The following is an 18,426-nucleotide window of genomic DNA, read 5'->3' on the forward strand; positions in this document are numbered from 1 at the left end:
AATATTCTTTATGACTCTCATCGTTATTACGAGTTAATTTTATTTTAACTGGCCGCAAAGGTAGTGAGAATATATGAAACAAACAAGAAATTAGCTAAAAAACATGAAAACATTTATCTTTCCTTGCGTTACGTATTACTTTGATATAATAGCAAACATCTTTGCAGAAGGCTTTAATTATGAGGGTAAAGTCCTTTTACCTCTTCGCCTTTTCACCTTTAACTTAAGACGATAATTCGTCTTTTTATGTCCCTCAGTCTTTGACACGCATTGGAATAAAGTTTTGAAGGTGGGCGAAAGAGAAAAGAGGGTCAGCCACGTTTCATAAGTATAGAACGCTCTGCGGGTGAGAACTTCTCAATCGCATAACGCAACATGGTGCGGGGCATGTCTGCTCGATGGCTCATTACATAATTATAAAGACGATTAGCATCACGCTTCCCAGCCTCACGAAGCATCCAGCCAATAGCTTTGTGCATTAGGTCGTGTGGGTGGTGCATCATCAGGTCGCTTAGTGCGTATGTGTCTTCTAATTGTCCTTTACGAATGAAGGCGTATGTCGATACGATAGCGATACGATTGTCCCATAGTAGTGGACTGTGAGCTAATTGATAGAGAATGTCACGTGATTTGTCGAGTAGGTATTCTCCTACAATGAAGCGGCAAGATAGATCAACAAGGTCCCAGTTGTTAATTCTATCGGTTTGAGAAAGGTAAAGATTGAATAGCTCTTTGCGTAAAGCTTCGTCTTTTTTCTTACTTTTCTCTACCATTATGATTAAGGCACAAAGGCGCACTTCATGCCATTCTGACTGTATCAGCTCCCGTATCTCCTCTATGGATATGTCTTTGTGTAACTTGGCAATAGCTCTGATATTGGGTACGGTAACACCTAAGAAACGGTCGCCTTCTCCATATTCTCCTTTGCCAGCCTTAAAGAACCTCGGGAAAATCTCTCGTTTCTCATCGTCGGACAGCGCTTGAAGTTTGCTTGTAATAATCTTAGTAATCTTTTCCATCATAAATCTTTGATAGTTCTTACCATATTCTTTTTCTATTGCAAAGATAAAACTTTATTTTATTTTTTAGTAAACATGACAAGGAAAACTGACAGGTTGTCAGATAAAATTCGTGAAGATGTCAGTACGTCCTTTTGGCATACTTTTCGTATAAAGTAAGGCGAAACGATTTTTAGGAGTCGTAGAGTAATGATAAACAAAATCTTAAAATATACGATTATGACAATTAAACCTTTAGCAGACAGAGTGCTTGTACTCCCAGCACAGGCAGAAGAGAAAGTTGGTGGTATTATAATTCCAGACACAGCCAAGGAGAAACCACAGCGTGGTAAGGTTGTAGCTGTTGGTAATGGTACTAAGGATGAAGAGATGGTTCTCAAAGTTGGCGACGAGGTACTCTATGGTAAGTATGCTGGTACAGAGCTTGAGAATGAAGGAGAGAAATATCTGATGATGCGTCAGAGTGATGTATTAGCAGTTGTTGAATAAAATAGCCTTTGCTTATTAAAGAATGTAATACTCTTACCTTATATATATTAAGGTGAACGATAAGCAAAGCATAACTAAACAATAATAATAAGGAATAAACAAAATGGCAAAAGAGATAAAATTCAATTCAGACGCACGTGAACTCTTGAAGAGTGGTGTTGATCAGTTGGCAAATGCAGTGAAGGTAACACTCGGTCCTAAGGGTCGTAATGTTGTTATCGGTAAGAAGTTTGGTGCTCCACAGATTACTAAGGACGGTGTTACCGTGGCTAAGGAGGTAGAGCTTGAGGATAACTTTGAGAATGCAGGTGCGCAGCTTGTTAAGAGTGTAGCAAGTAAGACTGGTGACGATGCAGGTGACGGTACAACAACAGCAACTATCCTTACCCAGGCAATCGTTACTGAAGGATTGAAGAACGTTACAGCAGGTGCAAACCCAATGGACCTCAAACGTGGTATTGATAAGGCCGTTGCTAAGGTGGTTGACCATATCAAGGCAACAGCAGAGGTCGTTGGTGACAACTATGACAAGATAGAGCAGGTAGCTACTGTAAGTGCTAACAACGACCCAGAAATTGGTAAGTTGCTTGCAGATGCAATGCGTAAGGTGTCTAAGGATGGTGTTATCACTATCGAAGAGAGCAAGACCCGTGAGACAAGCATCGGCGTTGTTGAGGGTATGCAGTTCGATCGTGGTTACCTCTCTGGTTACTTCGTAACAGATACAGACAAGATGGAGTGTGATATGGAGAACCCATACATCCTCATCTACGATAAGAAGATTTCAAACGTTAAGGACTTCCTTCCAATTCTCCAGCCAGCTGCAGAGAGTGGTCGTCCATTGTTGGTAATTGCAGAGGATGTTGACTCAGAGGCATTGACAACATTGGTAGTAAACCGTCTTCGTGCAGGTTTGAAGATTTGTGCTGTTAAGGCTCCAGGCTTCGGCGACCGTCGTAAAGCAATGCTTGAGGATATCGCTGTGTTGACAGGTGGTGTAGTAATCAGCGAGGAGAAGGGCCTTTCACTTGATAAGGCAACTCTTGAGATGTTGGGTACAGCCAAGAGAGTAACAGTCTCTAAGGACAACACAACTATCGTTGATGGTGCTGGTGAGAAGGAAGCTATCAAGGATCGTGTGGCTCAAATTAAGAACGAAATTGCGACTTCAACAAGCTCATACGATAAGGAGAAATTGCAGGAGCGCTTGGCTAAGCTCTCTGGTGGTGTTGCTGTTCTCTATGTTGGTGCTAACTCTGAGGTAGAGATGAAGGAGAAGAAGGATCGTGTTGACGATGCTCTTTGTGCTACTCGTGCAGCAATGGAAGAGGGTGTAGTTGTTGGTGGTGGTACCACTTACATCCGTGCTCAGGAGGCATTGAAGGACCTTAAGGGTGAGAATGCTGACGAGCAGACAGGTATCAACATCGTTTGTCGTGCTATTGAGGAGCCTCTCCGTCAGATTATCGCTAATGCAGGAGGCGAAGGTGCTGTAGTAGTAAACAATGTTCGTGAGGGTAAGGGTGACTATGGTTACAATGCTCGCAAGGACGTTTACGAGGATCTTCGTGCTGCAGGTGTTATTGACCCAGCTAAGGTTTCTCGTGTTGCTCTTGAGAATGCAGCTTCAATCGCAGGTATGTTCTTGACAACTGAATGTCTTATTGTAGACAAGGTTGAGGACACTCCAGCAATGCCAGCAGCTCCTGGAATGGGCGGTATGATGTAATGTAAGTTTTAGATATTAAATAAAAAGAGGGTGGTGACACCCTCTTTTTTTATGCTCTATCTGAAAGCGAACGGTCTTATTACGTTCTTAATCCTATATTCCTCAATCTTTTTTATCCAAAAAGACGCTTGAAGAGACCTTTCTTCTTAGGTTTACTCTCTTGCTTAAGTACATCTTCTTTAATATCGTCTTTCGTTTCAGCAGTAAGTTCTTTTTCGTTAGTTGACTGGTCTTCAGGAATGTCATCACCCTCGATGATACCAGCAGTGCCCCATTGTGCAGCAAGTGCTACGGCATCCTTACGGGCTGTAGCCTCATCGATTTCATATTGATTACAGATGAGTTCAACGAGATTATCCACTGTAAAAGTGCCCATCTTTTGCACCTCTTCCCACAGGTATGCAGAACTTTCGTTCATTGAAATGATATTACTAAAGTCGATGTTCTCGTCTCCTTCAGCAACGATGATATGCTCTCCGCATACTTCACGGAGGTTGAAACCATTTTTTACTTTCATTCTTATTGATAATTTATTTTGTTATCATTCGTTTTATATCGGTCAAATTGTACCGAAGATAGGAATCCATATTCGTCTATATGCACCTAAGATATATCTCCGTAGCGGTAGGAGTCGGGTCCATATATAGCTATATGTCCTCCATTTCCATGCGTCGGTAGCGTCCATTTCTTTTCTTCCTTTGCGATAGAAACCGATGACGGCACCTACGATATTTTCTTTTTTGCAATGTTCGACACCAAGGTTCCCGTCGCCTCGTAAAGTCACGTTGTCTCCTTCTATACTATCAATGCGATGTAAGACAAAGTGAAGAGGATTTACTTCAGCCAAGACAGGGTCGCCAACTTTGATACTTGAAGGTTTTACCAATAACGCTTTGTCACGATCGTTCTCAAGGAAAGGACGCATAGAATAGCCTCGAAGGCGTAATGTAACCGTATGGCCTTCATTTAATATCTTTACAACTTCTGGCAGAAACTCTGCATTAGCAAACTGAATCTCAGAAGTAGTTAGTACAGTCTTTGACATAAGTCTTATCTATTGTTACTGTTTGATAGTAAGCTGGGGCATAAAAGTAGTGGTAGTCATTCTTTGACGTAAGCCTTACCTTTTTGTTACCGTTTGATAGCAGACCTCTGCTGCTTCCTGGTTTGGTAAACAGTGCAATGTGAAAACCCTTCCTGTTTCAACTATCTTTGTAATTGTATCGCAAACTCCATTATAGATGTCAGAGTCCCATTTCATACTTGAACAAGAGGGGAGGAGTGAAGCAAAGGCCGCAATAGGATTAGGTTTCTCTACAGAGTTTATCTTTGCACGATCAATTCGTGTGATAGCACCTAAGCGTGCCTTGACATTCCGATAGCATGGAGTCTTTCCACTCCAAGGACTACCATATATCCACGTCTCACCATTAATAATTCTAACAATGGGATTATCGTCATTCATAAGGTCGCTGCCAGGAATATAGCGTAGCCACATACTGACTTGTGTAGATTTACCTGTTCCGCTCTTAGCTATAAAAGCATATCCATAGTTGTTGTTACGAACGAGGGAAGCATGAATCAACAATGTCTTCTTATGTGCACCAGCAAAAGCAAAGATAAGCATTAAGGCATTGTTCAGTCCAAATGTACGCATGTTCTTATTACCATTGAGTGCACAACGGCAATCAGAGAAATCCTTATTGCTCTGTAGTAGACAGCAGTCAGCGCCATTAATGTCTTTGATAATATACTGATAACTACCATCATCAACACGGTCGACAACAGTATCACCGTTTCCTGTATCAAAGGCACGAATACGTTGTCTTCTATCTTTTGGAATAGGACGAAGCGTATCGTCAACAGTCAGTCGGAAAAAAACATCCTCCGATACTTCCTTAATCCTAAAAGGCTCAAAAGAACTTAGTAAGTGCATTCCATTGACACCCGTCTCACGGAAGATAATCTGTATATCAAAGTCAGCTATTCTAAAGTTATTTATTTCCATTCTCTTGTGTTTGAGCTTCCTTTGACTGAACTGCAGGTGTCGTATTCACTTGAGGAGTTTCGTTTGGAGTATAGTTGTCTGGTGTTACAGCCTTATATCTGAACTCAGAGTCAGAAATCAACTTAACATCATACTTCTTCTTACCCTTTTCGTATTTATTCTTTAAGGCTGTGAACTTCTTCATAGCCTTACTTTCATTTTCTGCATACATCGTTACGCAGGTTGGAAAGTTCTGTAAACCAGTACTCTGAAGGTAATAACGAAGCTGATAGGAGTAGTCTTCACGATTAGCAAGGAAATTCGTGCGGTCGTTGGCAAGGTAAGCATCTATCTTCTGTACGTTGGTCATGTAGACCGTTGAATCATTAAAAGAAGCTGCGAAGCCAAACATATAGACTTTTGCAGGTTTATATCCTTTTGCATTACTACTATTTACCCATCCCAGTAGGAGTACTACCGCTATGATTAATACCTGACGTACTTTCATCTTAATTTATAAATATATTATAATGTTATGTTATTGCCCCAAATACGCCTTCAATATCTTACTATTGGTTTGCTGGCGTAGGCGTCGTATTGCTTTCTCCTTTATTTGTCTAACACGTTCACGTGTGAGATTATACTTACTGCCAATCTCTTCCAAGGTCATTTCTCGTTGGTTTATACCGAAATAAGCTTCAATAACCACCTTCTCTCTATCTTCGAGAATTTGTAAAGCTCTTCCGATCTCGTCACGTAAACTCTCCTCAACTAATTCCTTATCAGTAGAAGGGGTGTTGTCGTTGGGGATAACGTCTAACAGACTGCTCTGTTCATCATCATAGAAAGGCGCATCAACCGATACATGACGGGAATTAACCTTCATCGCATCAACAATCTTGTCTTCTGGTAAGTCTGTGTTCTGTGCTATCTCATCAATACTGGGTCGTCGCTCGTTCTCTTGTTCAAACTGAGTCAATATCTTATTGATTTTGTTGACGGAACTAACTTGATTTAGTGGTAGCCTAATGATACGACTTTGTTCGGCTATTGCCTGTAAGATACTTTGTCTTATCCACCATACAGCGTATGAGATAAACTTGAACCCACGGGTCTCGTCAAATTTCTCAGCTGCCTTAATGAGTCCTACATTCCCTTCATTGATGAGATCGGGCAGTGAGAGACCTTGGTTTTGATACTGCTTAGCAACAGAGACAACGAAACGCAGGTTGGCCTTTGTAAGACGTTCTAAAGCCTTTCGATCACCATTTCGGATTTTTTGAGCAAGCTCAACTTCTTCTTCAATACTGATCATTTCTTCATGACCGATCTCCTGTAGATACTTGTCGAGAGAAGCGCTCTCTCGATTCGTAATCGATTTTGTGATTTTCAGCTGTCTCATGTGCTTAGTATTATATAAAGTGATGGCAAATTTACACAAATTCAATGAGTTGAACAAATAAAAAAGTAAAAAACTCACCTAAGAAAGTTTAATGTTGTATGGTAAGTTTTATCCTCATGGTTTGTACATCTTTGTTGTTTCTTTGTTTAGGTAGGTTTTCTTTTTGCCTTTTTATGCCTTTATCTTGAGCAGTTAGAGCATAAAAAGTCCCCCATTCTTGATTATCTCACAAGGATGGGGGACCTATCATTTATCGACATCTTCGTCGAAAGTTATCTGTTATTAGTCAGCAAGCGGAATTGCGAAGTATGCCTTCTTACCAGTTGGGTAGATGCCTTGTACATAGAGTACAGGGTCCTTGCTGGTTGATGCTTTCTTAACGATGTTCTGCAAGTCGTCGATACTCTTCACCATGTTCTCATTTACATTCTGAATGATGAACCCACGATTGATGCCAGCATTCTTCAGTGCACCACTATTAACCTTCAATACCTCAAGACCATAGCTGATGTTAAGCTGTTTCTTAAGATTGTCTTGTACAGGACGGAACTGTCCACCGAGAACGTCAATGTCGGCTTGTTCAATAACCTTTGTCGTTCCTTGTGCATTCTTCAGTGTGATAGTCTTTGAAATCTCTTTCTTATGACGGATATAGGTTACAGTAGCCTTGTCGCCAGGACGCTTGCTGTTGAGTGCCTGCTGAAGCTCAGACATACGTGTTACCTTCTGTCCATCAAACTTAGTGATAACATCGCCCTTAGCCAAACCTAAGGCAGCGCCGTTGCCATCATCTGATACCTCGCTGACATATACACCTTCGTTTGTACCGAGGTCAACACTCTTGCCCTCTTCTTTCTGTGCATTGATATAATTCAAGACGTCGCCACCTTGGATACCGAGCATTACACGCTGTACGCTACCATACTTCTTAATATCCTCAACAACCTTATTCATTATTGATGTTGGGATGGCAAAACCGTAACCACTGTATGCACCTGTCTGTGAGTAGAGCATAGCATTGATACCAACCAACTCGCCCTGAGTGTTAACCAATGCACCACCAGAGTTACCTTGGTTGATGGCTGCGTCAGTCTGGATAAAGCTCTCGATACCATTGCGAGTAGCACCCAAGCCACGTGACTTAGCACTTACAATACCTGCAGTAACTGTAGAATTGAGGTTGTAAGGGTTACCTACAGCAATTACCCATTCACCTACCTTCAATTTGTCAGAGTCACCGATAGGGAGGGTAGGGAGGTTCTTTGCGTTAACCTTCAGTAATGCAAGGTCTGTCTGTTTGTCAGTTCCTACGATGCGAGCAGAGAACTCACGGTTGTCATTCAGTGTGACTGTCAGTTCGTCAGCACCCTCAACAACGTGATTATTCGTTACGATATAACCATCAGGAGAGATGATAACACCACTACCAGTAGCCTCTTTCTTAGGGGTCTGAACCTGCTGACGGCGTGAGCCATTACCTTGGTTAGGATTTCCAAAGAAGCCAAATGGGTCGAAGAAACCACCGAATGGGTCGTCTTGAACGTCAACGGTTTGTGTCTTAGAGTTCTGTACATACTTAATGTGAACAACGGCGGGGAGAGCCTTCTCGGCAGCGTATGTCAAGTCGACTGGCTGTCCAGGAGCTACAACGGGTGCCTCAGCTGCATAAACTTTGATGAATGCGCCTGTAGAAAAAGCAAGGGCAGTAACACATGCTGCACCTACCAAATACTTTGATAAATTCTTCATATACTTAATTATTTGTACGTTAATTACTTTTTTGTGTGTCAAGTAGTCATTATTTCTAAATGTCTTGTTGACATCTTTCGAGATGCAAATATAGATGCAAAAAGTGAGAAACCGACATTTTGTCAGTTATCTTTATCCGATTTTAACATTTCCCAAATGCGTCTTAACGGTTCTTAGTTAATGCCATGAAATAATTTACATTCATTCAGTTTGAGTGCCTTTTTGTTGTTATTTCAAACATTTTGCTCTCTATAACGATGCTTTGTAAAAAGAAAGGTATATGGAAATGTCGTCTCTATTGTCATCTCTGTTTAATGAGTTTGCAAAGTAGTTGTTTGTGTCTGATAGAACTTCTCCTTGTAATTTACGCATCTGTTGTAGCAATGTGTATTACGCTCTTCGAACAGTAGAAGCATAAAAGTCTACTGAAATGAGTAAGGTTATTAGGTACATTATAGTGAGATTATTTTTAAAATTAGTTTGCTGTCATATTTAACAAATCAAGTAAGTTGCTGTGTGTTAGAAACTTATTTATCATTGGTAGCTGACAGATGTGACAGGAAAATTTGTTTTGAAGAAATCATTTATCGATAGTTGACGATTCACGTAAGTAAAAAGTTGTATGTAAAAGAAGGTATTATCAGATGTAAACTCAGTTTCTTTTATCCCATGTATAGCATGGTTTGCGCATGCAAAACGAGACAAGGAAGAGCGATGATAAGCTGATACGTATAATCAATTCCATTATGCCATTCTTTGTAATAAATATAGATAATCATTGAAATATTTTGCCTTTTCCATGATTTCTACTATCTTTGCACTCTGATAAGGCAGTGTTCCGGCTCTGTCGCTGGCATCTGTAATGGGTGCGAGAGGAAAGTCCGGGCAGCATAGGGCATCCTGCTTCCGAAAATAGAAGCTATTGGTGACAGTAGATGTAGGCAGAAGAAAATAACCGCCATACACTCGTATGGTAAGGATGAGAAGGTGGTGTAAGAGACTACCAGCAGGCGGGTGATCGTCTGGCTGTGCCGTTCAGGAGCTGCAAGTTCATGTAAACCGTTGTTTGAGGGTAGCCCGCCCAAGCTATAAGCACAACGGAGGGTAGAATGCTTTAGTTGCAGGGCGACCTGTAATATAGATAAATGACAGGCATCTTCCTATTATCTAAAGATGAGGAAGAGACAGAACCCGGCTTATAGGAACACTGTTTTATTTTTCTTTCATATAAGTTCTTTTTCTCTCATGTGGGTATAACGGAGAGATTAGAGGGAATGTAACAATACTAAAATTAATACTTTAAGATCTTATGAAAGATTTAGAAGAAAAATATGTAACTGTGTTGGACGATTTTCAACGCACTGTAGAAAATAAAATCCGAAACCATAAAGACGAAGATGGGTTCCCTCAGTTGCCAGCAGAGCTTAGCGAAGAGGACCTTTCTAATTATCTCTTCGATTATCAAGCGGCTTTGGATAGCGAGGGAACGGAGCGTACACGCTATACGATAGCAGGGTTCCTAATGTGTCTGCCAATATTGATTTTATCGGCTTTTCGTGATGACTCTTTGCCTTTCAAAGGGGCATTGAATGTGTTGGCGGCGATTGGTGTAGGACTCATTCTCTTCCTTCTTTACAGAATCCTCATGAAGTTGATGGTACGTAGTAAGATTCGACGTGCAAACTTGGATTACCCAGAAGCAAAGGCTTATGTGGACCGTGTGATGGCATTCGAGTAGGTTTAATTAATGTTTTAACGATAAGTATGGAGTTACCTGATTTACAGAAATATAAAGATAAGTTCACCCAGCAGGGGTTCTTTGATAAGATTCAGCGTATTGCAAAACGTGCAGGTGCTAAGTTGGTATATGTTGCTTTGCTACTATATTACTTATTGCAGAGTGATAAAGTGTCATTGAAGGATAAGGCGATTATCATTGGTGCGTTGGGATACCTTATCTCTCCGCTTGATATTGTACCAGATGCTATTCCTATAGCAGGACTCACCGACGACCTTACTGTCCTACTTTATGCACTGAACAAAGTGTGGACTTCTATCGATGATGACATTAAGAAGCAGGCACAGGATAAACTGTCAAAGTGGTTTGATGATGACGAAATGAACGTTGCGGAGGACCTCTTCACAGAAGATTCTACTGACAACCCAGTATAAAAAGAGTAGAAAGGAGGATTTATGTGGCAGTATGTTGTCTTAGCCATAGTGATTTTGTCGGCTATTGGCTATGTGGCTTATCGTACGTGGCAAACGTTTAGAGCGGCGAGTGATCCTTGTCATGGATGTGCTGGCTGTGCTATACATGACCAGTTGAAAGCAAAGCAGAAAAGGAAAGGGCGCAAGAAGCCTGTATGCTTCAAGTAGTTCCTGAAGAGATATTTGTCATTAGTTTTGTTTATACCATCTCTTACAAGATAGGCTATAGAGACTTGTTGAGTTTGTTCATAACATTGAGTTGATATCATGTTTATTGAAAAAAGTCTCTAAATTGTTTGGTTGAACCGAATTAATTGATTATCTTTGCACTCGCAAATCGCAATTATGATTTGTAATAGAATGGTGCTTGGGCCGGGAGGTTAGGCAATGGTCTGCAAAACCATGTAGAGCGGTTCGATTCCGCTAGGCACCTCAAGAGACTCTCAGTAATGAGGGTCTTTTTTTATGTCGATATTTGACTGTAGTGTAGTCAATGCTTGTATCATTTAGCTTTTATATTCTTTCACTTCTTAAAACCTTGATTATTTGTCAGTATTTTTGCTCCCCATTAAGGCTAATACAGGCTCTTTGGATTGATAGAAAAGGCCTAACTATATTCGAGAACATGCTCTTCTTGCATGTTGAAGACGCTCTTCTTGAAGCAAGAAGGGCATGTTCTTTAATGCTCTTTGTAATGTATTGATTTCTTGTGAGTTATAAGCTCGTTAGTAGAAGATTTCATTCCTCGGACTTGAGAATGTTGCTCTCTAATTATGTAATTATTTTTTACGATACAATTAGTGATCCCTAAAAGTGGTACAATTGGTGGAGTTGTCTTATGTATGGTATTGATAGAGGGAAGTGAAAGTTCTTCTTCTCACAACGTAACGCTTAATAATACATGCAAATAGTCCTTGAAGAAAGGTTATTTCATTCCTTCGTCTTCTCCGAATAGAGTGGGGAGTAATCATAGAACTCTCTTAAGGGGGTAAAGATATTGTTTGGTTGGGGTTGTTTTATTAATGTGTTAGCAGCCTGTCTGATAAGGGTGAGAGGTGTAGATTCACGAAGAAAGACGATATTATCAGACTTGAGAACCTTGTGCATTGGACCATATATTGTTTTAATCTAATAAGCTGTATTCTCGGTATAATGATTGCTTCGGGGTAGTGGCTTAGCTGTAATTATGTCGTACAGATAAGAATATGGGTTGAATAATCGTGCTTTAAGGTAAGAGATTATTCTGAAGTAATTTTATCAAAACGAACTTTGCTGTCATATCTGTCATCCTTTAAGTGTATATAACTAATTAATTTATATGTAGTTACACGAAATGTTAAATGTGACAGCAAACTAAAATAAAAAATAATTGGTATAATTGTGTGGTTGTTTTACGTATTTGTATTGGGCAAATTCATAGATTTTACTGCACATAGAAATAATATTGTCCCGTGACATTCGGTAGGCTGTTCTTAAATCATCACGGAGAAAGCTAAAGGAGGCAAAGGCGAGTTGAAGGGTAGTGCTATAACGAATGATTTCAATGGTTACAAGGCTACCAGTTAAAGATTATAAGTCCATGATTACCTCTATATACTTATCTCTTAATCATAGTGGAGTAGGGTATAGGTCGGTAGTATCTCAATAGATATATAAAGCAAAAGAGTTGTAATCAGATGATTACAACTCTTTTGTGGGTAGTGATGGATTCGAACCACCGAAGCTAGAAGCAGCAGATTTACAGTCTGCCCCATTTGGCCACTCTGGAAACTACCCAAGGTGGTGGGCGTTGACGGATTCGAACCGCCGACCCTCTGCTTGTAAGGCAGATGCTCTAAACCAGCTGAGCTAAACGCCCTTACTTTTCGTAAGCGGTTGCAAAAGTAGTCATTTTATTTTAATTGTGCAAACTTTATCATGGTTTTTTCTTCTTTTTCTATTATATGACAAAGAAATGTTCTTTTAGAGTAGGTGTGGTATGGTGATATAAATAAAAACTCCCTATGAGTAGCTTTATGACTCATAGGGAGTTGCTTATTTAAAAGTCGTTGTTAGCTTCTCACAAAGTTCAGGATAAAGAGAACTGCTAATACAACGAGTGTCCAGTTCAGATCCTTCCACTGACGTGTAAAAGTCTTCATGAATACATATGCAATGATTCCTAAGCAAATACCATCAGCGATAGAATAGCAAAGCACCATTGTAATCATTGTGATGAAGGCTGGGAATGATTCTGTAATATCCTGAAGATTGATTTTCTTTACAGAGTCAATCATCAGTACACCTACCATAACCAAAGCTCCACTTGTTGCTGCACTTGGGATGAGTAAGAAGATAGGGGAGAGGAAGAGTGATACGATGAAGAAAATACCTACTGTAAATGCTGTTACACCAGATCGACCACCTTCTGCAATACCGCTTGCGCTCTCAACGTATGTAGTTAGCGTAGAACTACCCAACATAGCACCGCAAGTTGTACCAATGGCATCACTCATCATTGCTTCCTTTACATGCGGGATGTTGCCATTTGGTTCAACTATACCTGTTTTATCAGCTAAGCCCATCAGGGTGCCGATAGTGTCAAAGATGTTTATTAAGAGTAGAGAGAATATTACCAATACAGTCTTAAGATTCAGAAGACCTGAAAAGTCAAACTTACAGAAGATAGGAGTTATGTCCTGTGGTGCAGAAACTGGTAGCCATCCATTAGGAAAGACTGTTACGCCCATTGGTATACCTATAATTGTTGTGATGATGATACCCCAGAACAAAGAGCCTTTGACGTTTCTTGCCATGAGCGCACCACTGAGTAAGATAGCAATGATACCAAGAATACAGGTAGGTGTGAAGGCTCCTAAGCCAACGAGGGTTGCATCGTTATTAACGATAATATTTGCATTCTTCAGACCGATAAAAGCAATGAACATACCAATACCAGCTGATATGGCATAGCGTAAATTTGTCGGGATAGCATTGAGAATCATCTCTCGCACGTTGAAGAAGGTAATTACGACGAAGAGAATACCCTCAATGAGCATGATAGCAAGCGACTGCTGCCATGTAAACTTTAATGATACGCAGAGTGTATAGGCAAAGAAGGCGTTAAGACCCATAGATGGAGCTTGTGCAAAAGGAAGCTTTGCCATAAATGCTAACAACAATGTAGCTATAGCTGCTGCCAGTGCTGTACCAGTGAAGAGTGCTCCCTTGTCCATACCAGTACTTGCAAGAATACTTGGATTGACAGCTAAGATATAGCTCATAGTTAAGAATGTTGTTGCTCCTGCAATAATCTCAGTGCGGAGCTTCATAGATTTGGAATCAAATCCGAGGGCTTTTTCTAAGAAAGTCATCATTGTTTTAAGGTTTAAATACTCTTTAGTTTATATTGATGTTTTATTTATCCAATCATCAAGAATCATTCGTGCTATTGATAAAGGCTCAGGAATGGTTGGTAGATTGTCTTTAGTAAACCAGGCTCCTTTTGATAGTTCGCTTTGTTGTAGATGAATGTCCCCACCGTCATAATCGGCATTAAAACCTACCATCAGACCACAAGGATAGGGCCAAGGTTGTGAACCAAAATAACGGATGTTCTTTATCTTGATTCCTGTTTCTTCTTTTACCTCACGATGTACAGCCTCTTCGAGTGTTTCACCAGTCTCAACAAACCCCGCTACAAGTCCATAGAAATCGGTCTTGAAGTTACGAGCATGTACCAAAAGGACTTCGTTGCCTCGGTGTACAAGAACGATGACTGCTGTTGCCAATTGTGGCCATACTTCTTTTCCACAATTCGTACAACGCTTTGATATATCAGTGTGCATCTTCATTGGTGCACCACAAACGCCACAGAACTTAGTGTTATTATCCCAGTAAAGTAGTTCATGACACTTGCCAGCCTTAAGATAAAGTTCCTTGGAAAGGTGGTAGAAAGATGGACGTAAGCCACACATCTCATACAGAGGATTGTCTGTAATTGGTTGGTCTATCATGACCGCCTTCACTTCTGTACCATCCTCCATAGGAGTGACATTCAGCACATGTGTCCAAGGATGTAGTGTTACTGGAGCTTCTTCAGAAAGTGGAATGGTATAGTCTTTACCCACTTTCTCAAGCATGATATCTGTCTTACAGAAAACAAACCAGTATTTTTTCATTGGCCTCAGTATTAATCTTTTGCCTAATTCTATTAACCTTAAACTCTAAACTATCATTATGTTTATTGCTCTTTGGTTACTTTCCCTTCTTATTTGTTTATTCGCCAAAAAGAAGTTTACGGTCACGTGCAGCAGCAGGAACGGTCCATGTCTCTGGAATAAACTTCCAGTTATGGTTTGGCTGTGGATTCATCACACCAGCTTTCTTTATCTCTTCCATTAAATAATGGCGTTGGTCTTTTGGACTTTCCCAAATGATTCGACTCTTCAAAGAGTCACGTGGAATACCAGCACCCTTGGTTAATAACTCGCCACCACCATTAGCACGATAGCTATTAACTGCTACTGTGTACCACTTATTCTCATCAAATGGTTCTCCATTACTCATGCGAAGTATACGTACCTTTTGTCCATCAGGTTTTGTAACATCGACTTCATAATCAATGCCAGCTGCTGAATCAAAGTTGAATGAGAAGTTCTTGAAGCCAAGACGTTGTGCATCATTCTGTGTATTTGAGAGCAAAAGTAGATGATCTTCAGGGCTCTTCATCGTGTTACACCACAAATCATAACTCATTTCAAGATGCTTACGAATCTCTTTACCAGTCAAACGCATGGTGCAGAGGTTGTTCTCATACTTATAAAGATTGAACATATCAGCAACAGTGATAGGACCAGCCTTGATAGATGCGTTGAATAATAAAGGTGCATTGAAAGCAATATCTGCCTTAGTAATCTCCAACTCCAAGTTGAGGATAAGGTCGTTGAAAGCAGAGTTGCCGAAGTAACTATCTTTTGTATAGATAGTATTTTCAAATCTTCCAATTACCTGATCGCTCCATGCTTTTACGGCATCAATCTCTGGTTGGAAGTGTTGAATGAAAGCATCATCAGCTTTGAGTTCCTTTACATCAACCAATTCACCCGTAGCTTTTGTTACGGTATATTGACGCTTACCTTTGACTGTCTTAGGTCTAAGGGTTAATGTTGCTATCGCTACACGTTGTGCATTGTTAGCAGGGTCAAGACAGATTACGTCTTTACCAACAATATTCTTTTCAATAGAACTATGTGGGGTATGGTCATGACCGAAGAAAACAATATCAAAACCAGGCACTTCCTTTGCTACTTTCTTCGAAGCATCTTCATCGTATTCAGGTGTCTTGATACCACCATCCCAACCAGAATGGAATAAACCAACAATAACGTCTGGCTTTTCTTTCGTCTTCACTTCTGCCATTGTTCGCTTGGCACAAGAGACCATTTCTTCAAAACGTAGACCACTCCAAATGCTCTCTTTCAACCAGTTAGGTATAGCAGGGGTGAGCATACCGATAACACAAACCTTAATACCATTCTTTTTCTTGATAGTATAATAAGGTAAGATATAAGGCTTATTAGTCTTTGTGTCGATAATATTTGCACCAAGGATAGGGAACTTCAACTCCTTAAACCATTTGTCATAAACCATGTGTCCTGTTTCAATATCGTGGTTTCCTACCGTTGCTACGTCATATCCCATATAGTTAAGTACGCTTGCTGCGATGTTAGTCTTCTCTGGTGCAACGTAATTATAATAGTAGGAGATAGGCTGACCTTGTAGGATATCACCATTATCCAATAAATAGACATTGTCTTTTCCATCCTTCTTACGCAGTTCTTCTACTAATGTATAGACTCTTGCCATTGAACCGCTCTTAGGCTTTCGAGTGATGAAGTCGTATGGAAAGAAAGAACCATGCACGTCAGTTGTTTCGATAAGTTTGATGGTAACATCCTTCTGTTGTGCCATAGTTGAAGAACTGAGTCCTAACATGATGGAAAGTAATATTGTTGAAAGTTTCATAATCTTAATTTTAATTCAGCTACAAAAGTACTAAATTCTACGGAAATAAACGAACTTGTCTTGTTATGTTTCAAAGTATGTTTGTAGCTTGGGGGAGTTGAGTAGGGGTGTTTTCAAGGTCAACAGGGAATTGTTTAATAATCTTTTGTGTCGTATAAGAATTATGCTGGTGATAGTACGAAATATGTCAGAAGCACACAGGCTAAACCCTTTGAACGTCCTTTTAAGTATTCTATCTTATATCATTTTGAATAAATACTATGAACCTTCTCTATGGTTAAAGCTGTGTGCTCCTGTTTTTTAGTTGCGTTTGATAAGCGTAGAAAACCTAAATAACGCCTTGCGCCATCATTGCCTTAGCAACCTTGATAAAGCCTGCAACGTTAGCACCCTTTACATAGTTGATATATCCATCGGCTTCTGTACCATACTTGACACAGTTTGCGTGGATATCATCCATAATCTGATGGAGTTTTTGGTCAACCTCTTCACGACTCCATTTCAGTCGTCCTGAGTTCTGACTCATCTCAAGTCCTGATACAGCTACACCGCCGGCATTACTTGCTTTACCTGGGCAATAAAGCACTTTTGCTTCTTGGAAGACCCTTACAGCCTCTGGTGTAGAAGGCATGTTTGCACCTTCTGTCACAGCGATAACACCATTCTTTACGAGTTCAGCAGCTGCTTCTCCGTTGATTTCATTCTGTGTCGCACATGGAGTTGCGATGTCAGCTTTCTCAGACCAAGGTCTTCCTCCTGGGACATACTTCACATTATACTTCTCAGCATACTCACGAATACGCCCACGTTCAATGTTCTTGAGTTCCATGATATAAGCGAGTTTTTCCTCGTCAATACCATCTGGGTCGTAGATATAGCCATCAGAGTCAGAACAAGTCAAAGGTTTTGCACCTAATTCTAAAAGCTTTTCTATTGTGTATTGTGCTACATTACCCGAACCAGAGACGAGGACAGTCTTACCTTTAAGGTCAATATTACGAGTCTTGAGCATGTTCTGCAAGAAGTATACATTACCATATCCTGTTGCTTCAGGACGGATAAGGGAACCACCGAACTCCTGACCTTTACCCGTAAGGATACCAACGAACTGATTAGTCAGTTTCTTATATTGTCCAAACATATAGCCAACTTCGCGTCCACCAACACCGATGTCACCGGCTGGAACGTCACAGTCTGGACCAATGTAATTCCACAATTCTCTCATGAAAGCCTGGCAGAAACGCATTACCTCTGCATTTGACTTACCTCGAGGAGAAAAGTCTGAACCACCCTTAGCGCCACCCATAGGGAGTGTTGTCAGTGAGTTCTTGAATGTCTGTTCAAAGGCAAGGAATTTCAAGATGGACTCATTAACCGATGCATGGAAACGTAATCCACCTTTGTAAGGTCCAATAGTGTTGTTATGCTGTACACGAAAACCCATATTAGTTTGTACATTTCCCCTGTCATCAACCCAGTTTACACGAAACTTTATGATTCTGTCTGGCACACAGAGTCGCTCGATAAGATTGGCTTGCTCAAAACCTGGATGTTTATTATATTCATCTTCGATCGTATCTAATACCTGTGAAACAGCCTGAATATACTCTGGCTCATTTGGAAAACGCTGTTTTAATCTCTCTACGACTTCTGTTGCTTTCATAAATAGTTGTTTTTATTATTATACCCTGAAATGTTTTATTTCATATATTTACGCTTGTTTACCTTGCAAAGGTAATATTTTTTGTTAAATTACTTGTCATTTTGTCGTTAAATATTTGATTACAGTGTTAATTAGTTATCCTTAGTTTCTATTATAAAGTATCTTTTTGTA

The 18,426-nt window shown here is 40.2% G+C and carries 16 protein-coding genes, 3 tRNA genes and 1 other RNA gene; 7 read left to right on the forward strand and 13 right to left on the reverse strand.

The genetic code is table 11. The annotated features are described in order from the left end of the window. Window positions 1-311: 311 nt before the first annotated feature. Window positions 312-1,019: a DNA alkylation repair protein gene (locus tag CHB62_RS09200; RefSeq protein ID WP_089366642.1), complete on the reverse strand. Its 708-nt coding sequence runs from the start codon at window positions 1,017-1,019 to the stop codon at window positions 312-314. Window positions 1,020-1,238: 219 nt separating this feature from the next. On the opposite strand from CHB62_RS09200, the gene CHB62_RS09205 reads away from it, so the two are divergent. Further along, complete coding sequence (locus tag CHB62_RS09205) at window positions 1,239-1,508, forward strand: co-chaperone GroES (protein ID WP_009011918.1); 270 nt, start codon at window positions 1,239-1,241, stop codon at window positions 1,506-1,508. 103 nt (window positions 1,509-1,611) lie between these two features. After that, a complete protein-coding gene (gene groL / locus CHB62_RS09210) occupies window positions 1,612-3,237 on the forward strand; it encodes a chaperonin GroEL (protein WP_089366603.1) in 1,626 nt (541 codons plus the stop codon). 112 nt (window positions 3,238-3,349) lie between these two features. On the opposite strand, the gene CHB62_RS09215 is transcribed toward groL, so the two are convergent. From CHB62_RS09215 to CHB62_RS09240, 6 genes are all read right to left on the reverse strand, one after another. After that, the gene (locus tag CHB62_RS09215) at window positions 3,350-3,754 is read right to left on the reverse strand and encodes a PqqD family protein (RefSeq protein ID WP_089366604.1); all 405 of its coding nucleotides are present in this window, start codon (window positions 3,752-3,754) and stop codon (window positions 3,350-3,352) included. Between the two features lie 42 nt (window positions 3,755-3,796). Then, window positions 3,797-4,282, reverse strand: coding sequence for a S24/S26 family peptidase (locus CHB62_RS09220; RefSeq protein ID WP_089366605.1), 486 nt, complete (start codon window positions 4,280-4,282; stop codon window positions 3,797-3,799). 75 nt (window positions 4,283-4,357) lie between these two features. Further along, window positions 4,358-5,245: a hypothetical protein gene (locus tag CHB62_RS09225; RefSeq protein WP_089366606.1), complete on the reverse strand. Its 888-nt coding sequence runs from the start codon at window positions 5,243-5,245 to the stop codon at window positions 4,358-4,360. Next, window positions 5,232-5,732 carry a hypothetical protein gene (locus CHB62_RS09230; RefSeq protein WP_089366607.1) on the reverse strand — a complete coding sequence of 167 codons (501 nt, stop codon included), beginning with the start codon at window positions 5,730-5,732 and terminating at the stop codon, window positions 5,232-5,234. Before CHB62_RS09230 ends, CHB62_RS09225 begins: the two co-directional genes overlap by 14 nt. A 30-nt stretch (window positions 5,733-5,762) precedes the next feature. Continuing rightward, a complete protein-coding gene (locus tag CHB62_RS09235) occupies window positions 5,763-6,626 on the reverse strand; it encodes a sigma-70 family RNA polymerase sigma factor (protein ID WP_089366608.1) in 864 nt (287 codons plus the stop codon). Window positions 6,627-6,908: 282 nt separating this feature from the next. Next, window positions 6,909-8,375: a Do family serine endopeptidase gene (locus tag CHB62_RS09240; protein WP_089366609.1), complete on the reverse strand. Its 1,467-nt coding sequence runs from the start codon at window positions 8,373-8,375 to the stop codon at window positions 6,909-6,911. Window positions 8,376-9,205: 830 nt separating this feature from the next. Here CHB62_RS09240 and rnpB point away from each other — a divergent pair. From rnpB to CHB62_RS14895, 5 genes are all read left to right on the forward strand, one after another. Next, window positions 9,206-9,590: RNase P RNA component class A (gene rnpB / locus CHB62_RS09245), an RNA gene on the forward strand. Between the two features lie 94 nt (window positions 9,591-9,684). Further along, on the forward strand, window positions 9,685-10,113 hold the full coding sequence (locus CHB62_RS09250) for a hypothetical protein (protein ID WP_089366610.1): 429 nt from the start codon (window positions 9,685-9,687) through the stop codon (window positions 10,111-10,113). A gap of 26 nt (window positions 10,114-10,139) precedes the next feature. Continuing rightward, entirely contained in the window at window positions 10,140-10,547 is a 408-nt protein-coding gene (locus CHB62_RS09255; RefSeq protein WP_089366611.1) for a YkvA family protein, read from the forward strand. 21 nt (window positions 10,548-10,568) lie between these two features. After that, window positions 10,569-10,754 carry a FeoB-associated Cys-rich membrane protein gene (locus tag CHB62_RS09260; protein ID WP_089366612.1) on the forward strand — a complete coding sequence of 62 codons (186 nt, stop codon included), beginning with the start codon at window positions 10,569-10,571 and terminating at the stop codon, window positions 10,752-10,754. A gap of 194 nt (window positions 10,755-10,948) precedes the next feature. Beyond that, window positions 10,949-11,019: transfer RNA gene (locus CHB62_RS14895), tRNA-Cys, on the forward strand. A 1,261-nt stretch (window positions 11,020-12,280) separates the two neighbouring features. Here CHB62_RS14895 and CHB62_RS09265 read toward each other — a convergent pair. The 6 genes from CHB62_RS09265 to CHB62_RS09290 form a co-directional block, all read right to left on the reverse strand. After that, a tRNA-Tyr gene (locus tag CHB62_RS09265) sits at window positions 12,281-12,362 on the reverse strand. Window positions 12,363-12,366: 4 nt separating this feature from the next. After that, window positions 12,367-12,444, reverse strand: a tRNA-Val gene (locus CHB62_RS09270). Window positions 12,445-12,637: 193 nt separating this feature from the next. Continuing rightward, window positions 12,638-13,939, reverse strand: coding sequence for an NCS2 family permease (locus CHB62_RS09275; protein ID WP_036925343.1), 1,302 nt, complete (start codon window positions 13,937-13,939; stop codon window positions 12,638-12,640). A 30-nt stretch (window positions 13,940-13,969) separates the two neighbouring features. Then, window positions 13,970-14,746: an NAD(+) diphosphatase gene (gene nudC / locus CHB62_RS09280; RefSeq protein ID WP_089366613.1), complete on the reverse strand. Its 777-nt coding sequence runs from the start codon at window positions 14,744-14,746 to the stop codon at window positions 13,970-13,972. A 97-nt stretch (window positions 14,747-14,843) separates the two neighbouring features. Continuing rightward, window positions 14,844-16,592, reverse strand: a complete 1,749-nt coding sequence (locus CHB62_RS09285; protein ID WP_089366614.1) for a bifunctional metallophosphatase/5'-nucleotidase — start codon at window positions 16,590-16,592, stop codon at window positions 14,844-14,846. A 328-nt stretch (window positions 16,593-16,920) separates the two neighbouring features. Beyond that, window positions 16,921-18,255: an NADP-specific glutamate dehydrogenase gene (locus CHB62_RS09290; RefSeq protein WP_009011934.1), complete on the reverse strand. Its 1,335-nt coding sequence runs from the start codon at window positions 18,253-18,255 to the stop codon at window positions 16,921-16,923. Window positions 18,256-18,426 lie beyond the last annotated feature (171 nt).

It is taken from the genome of Prevotella jejuni (assembly GCF_900187995.1).
Taxonomy (GTDB): domain Bacteria; phylum Bacteroidota; class Bacteroidia; order Bacteroidales; family Bacteroidaceae; genus Prevotella; species Prevotella jejuni.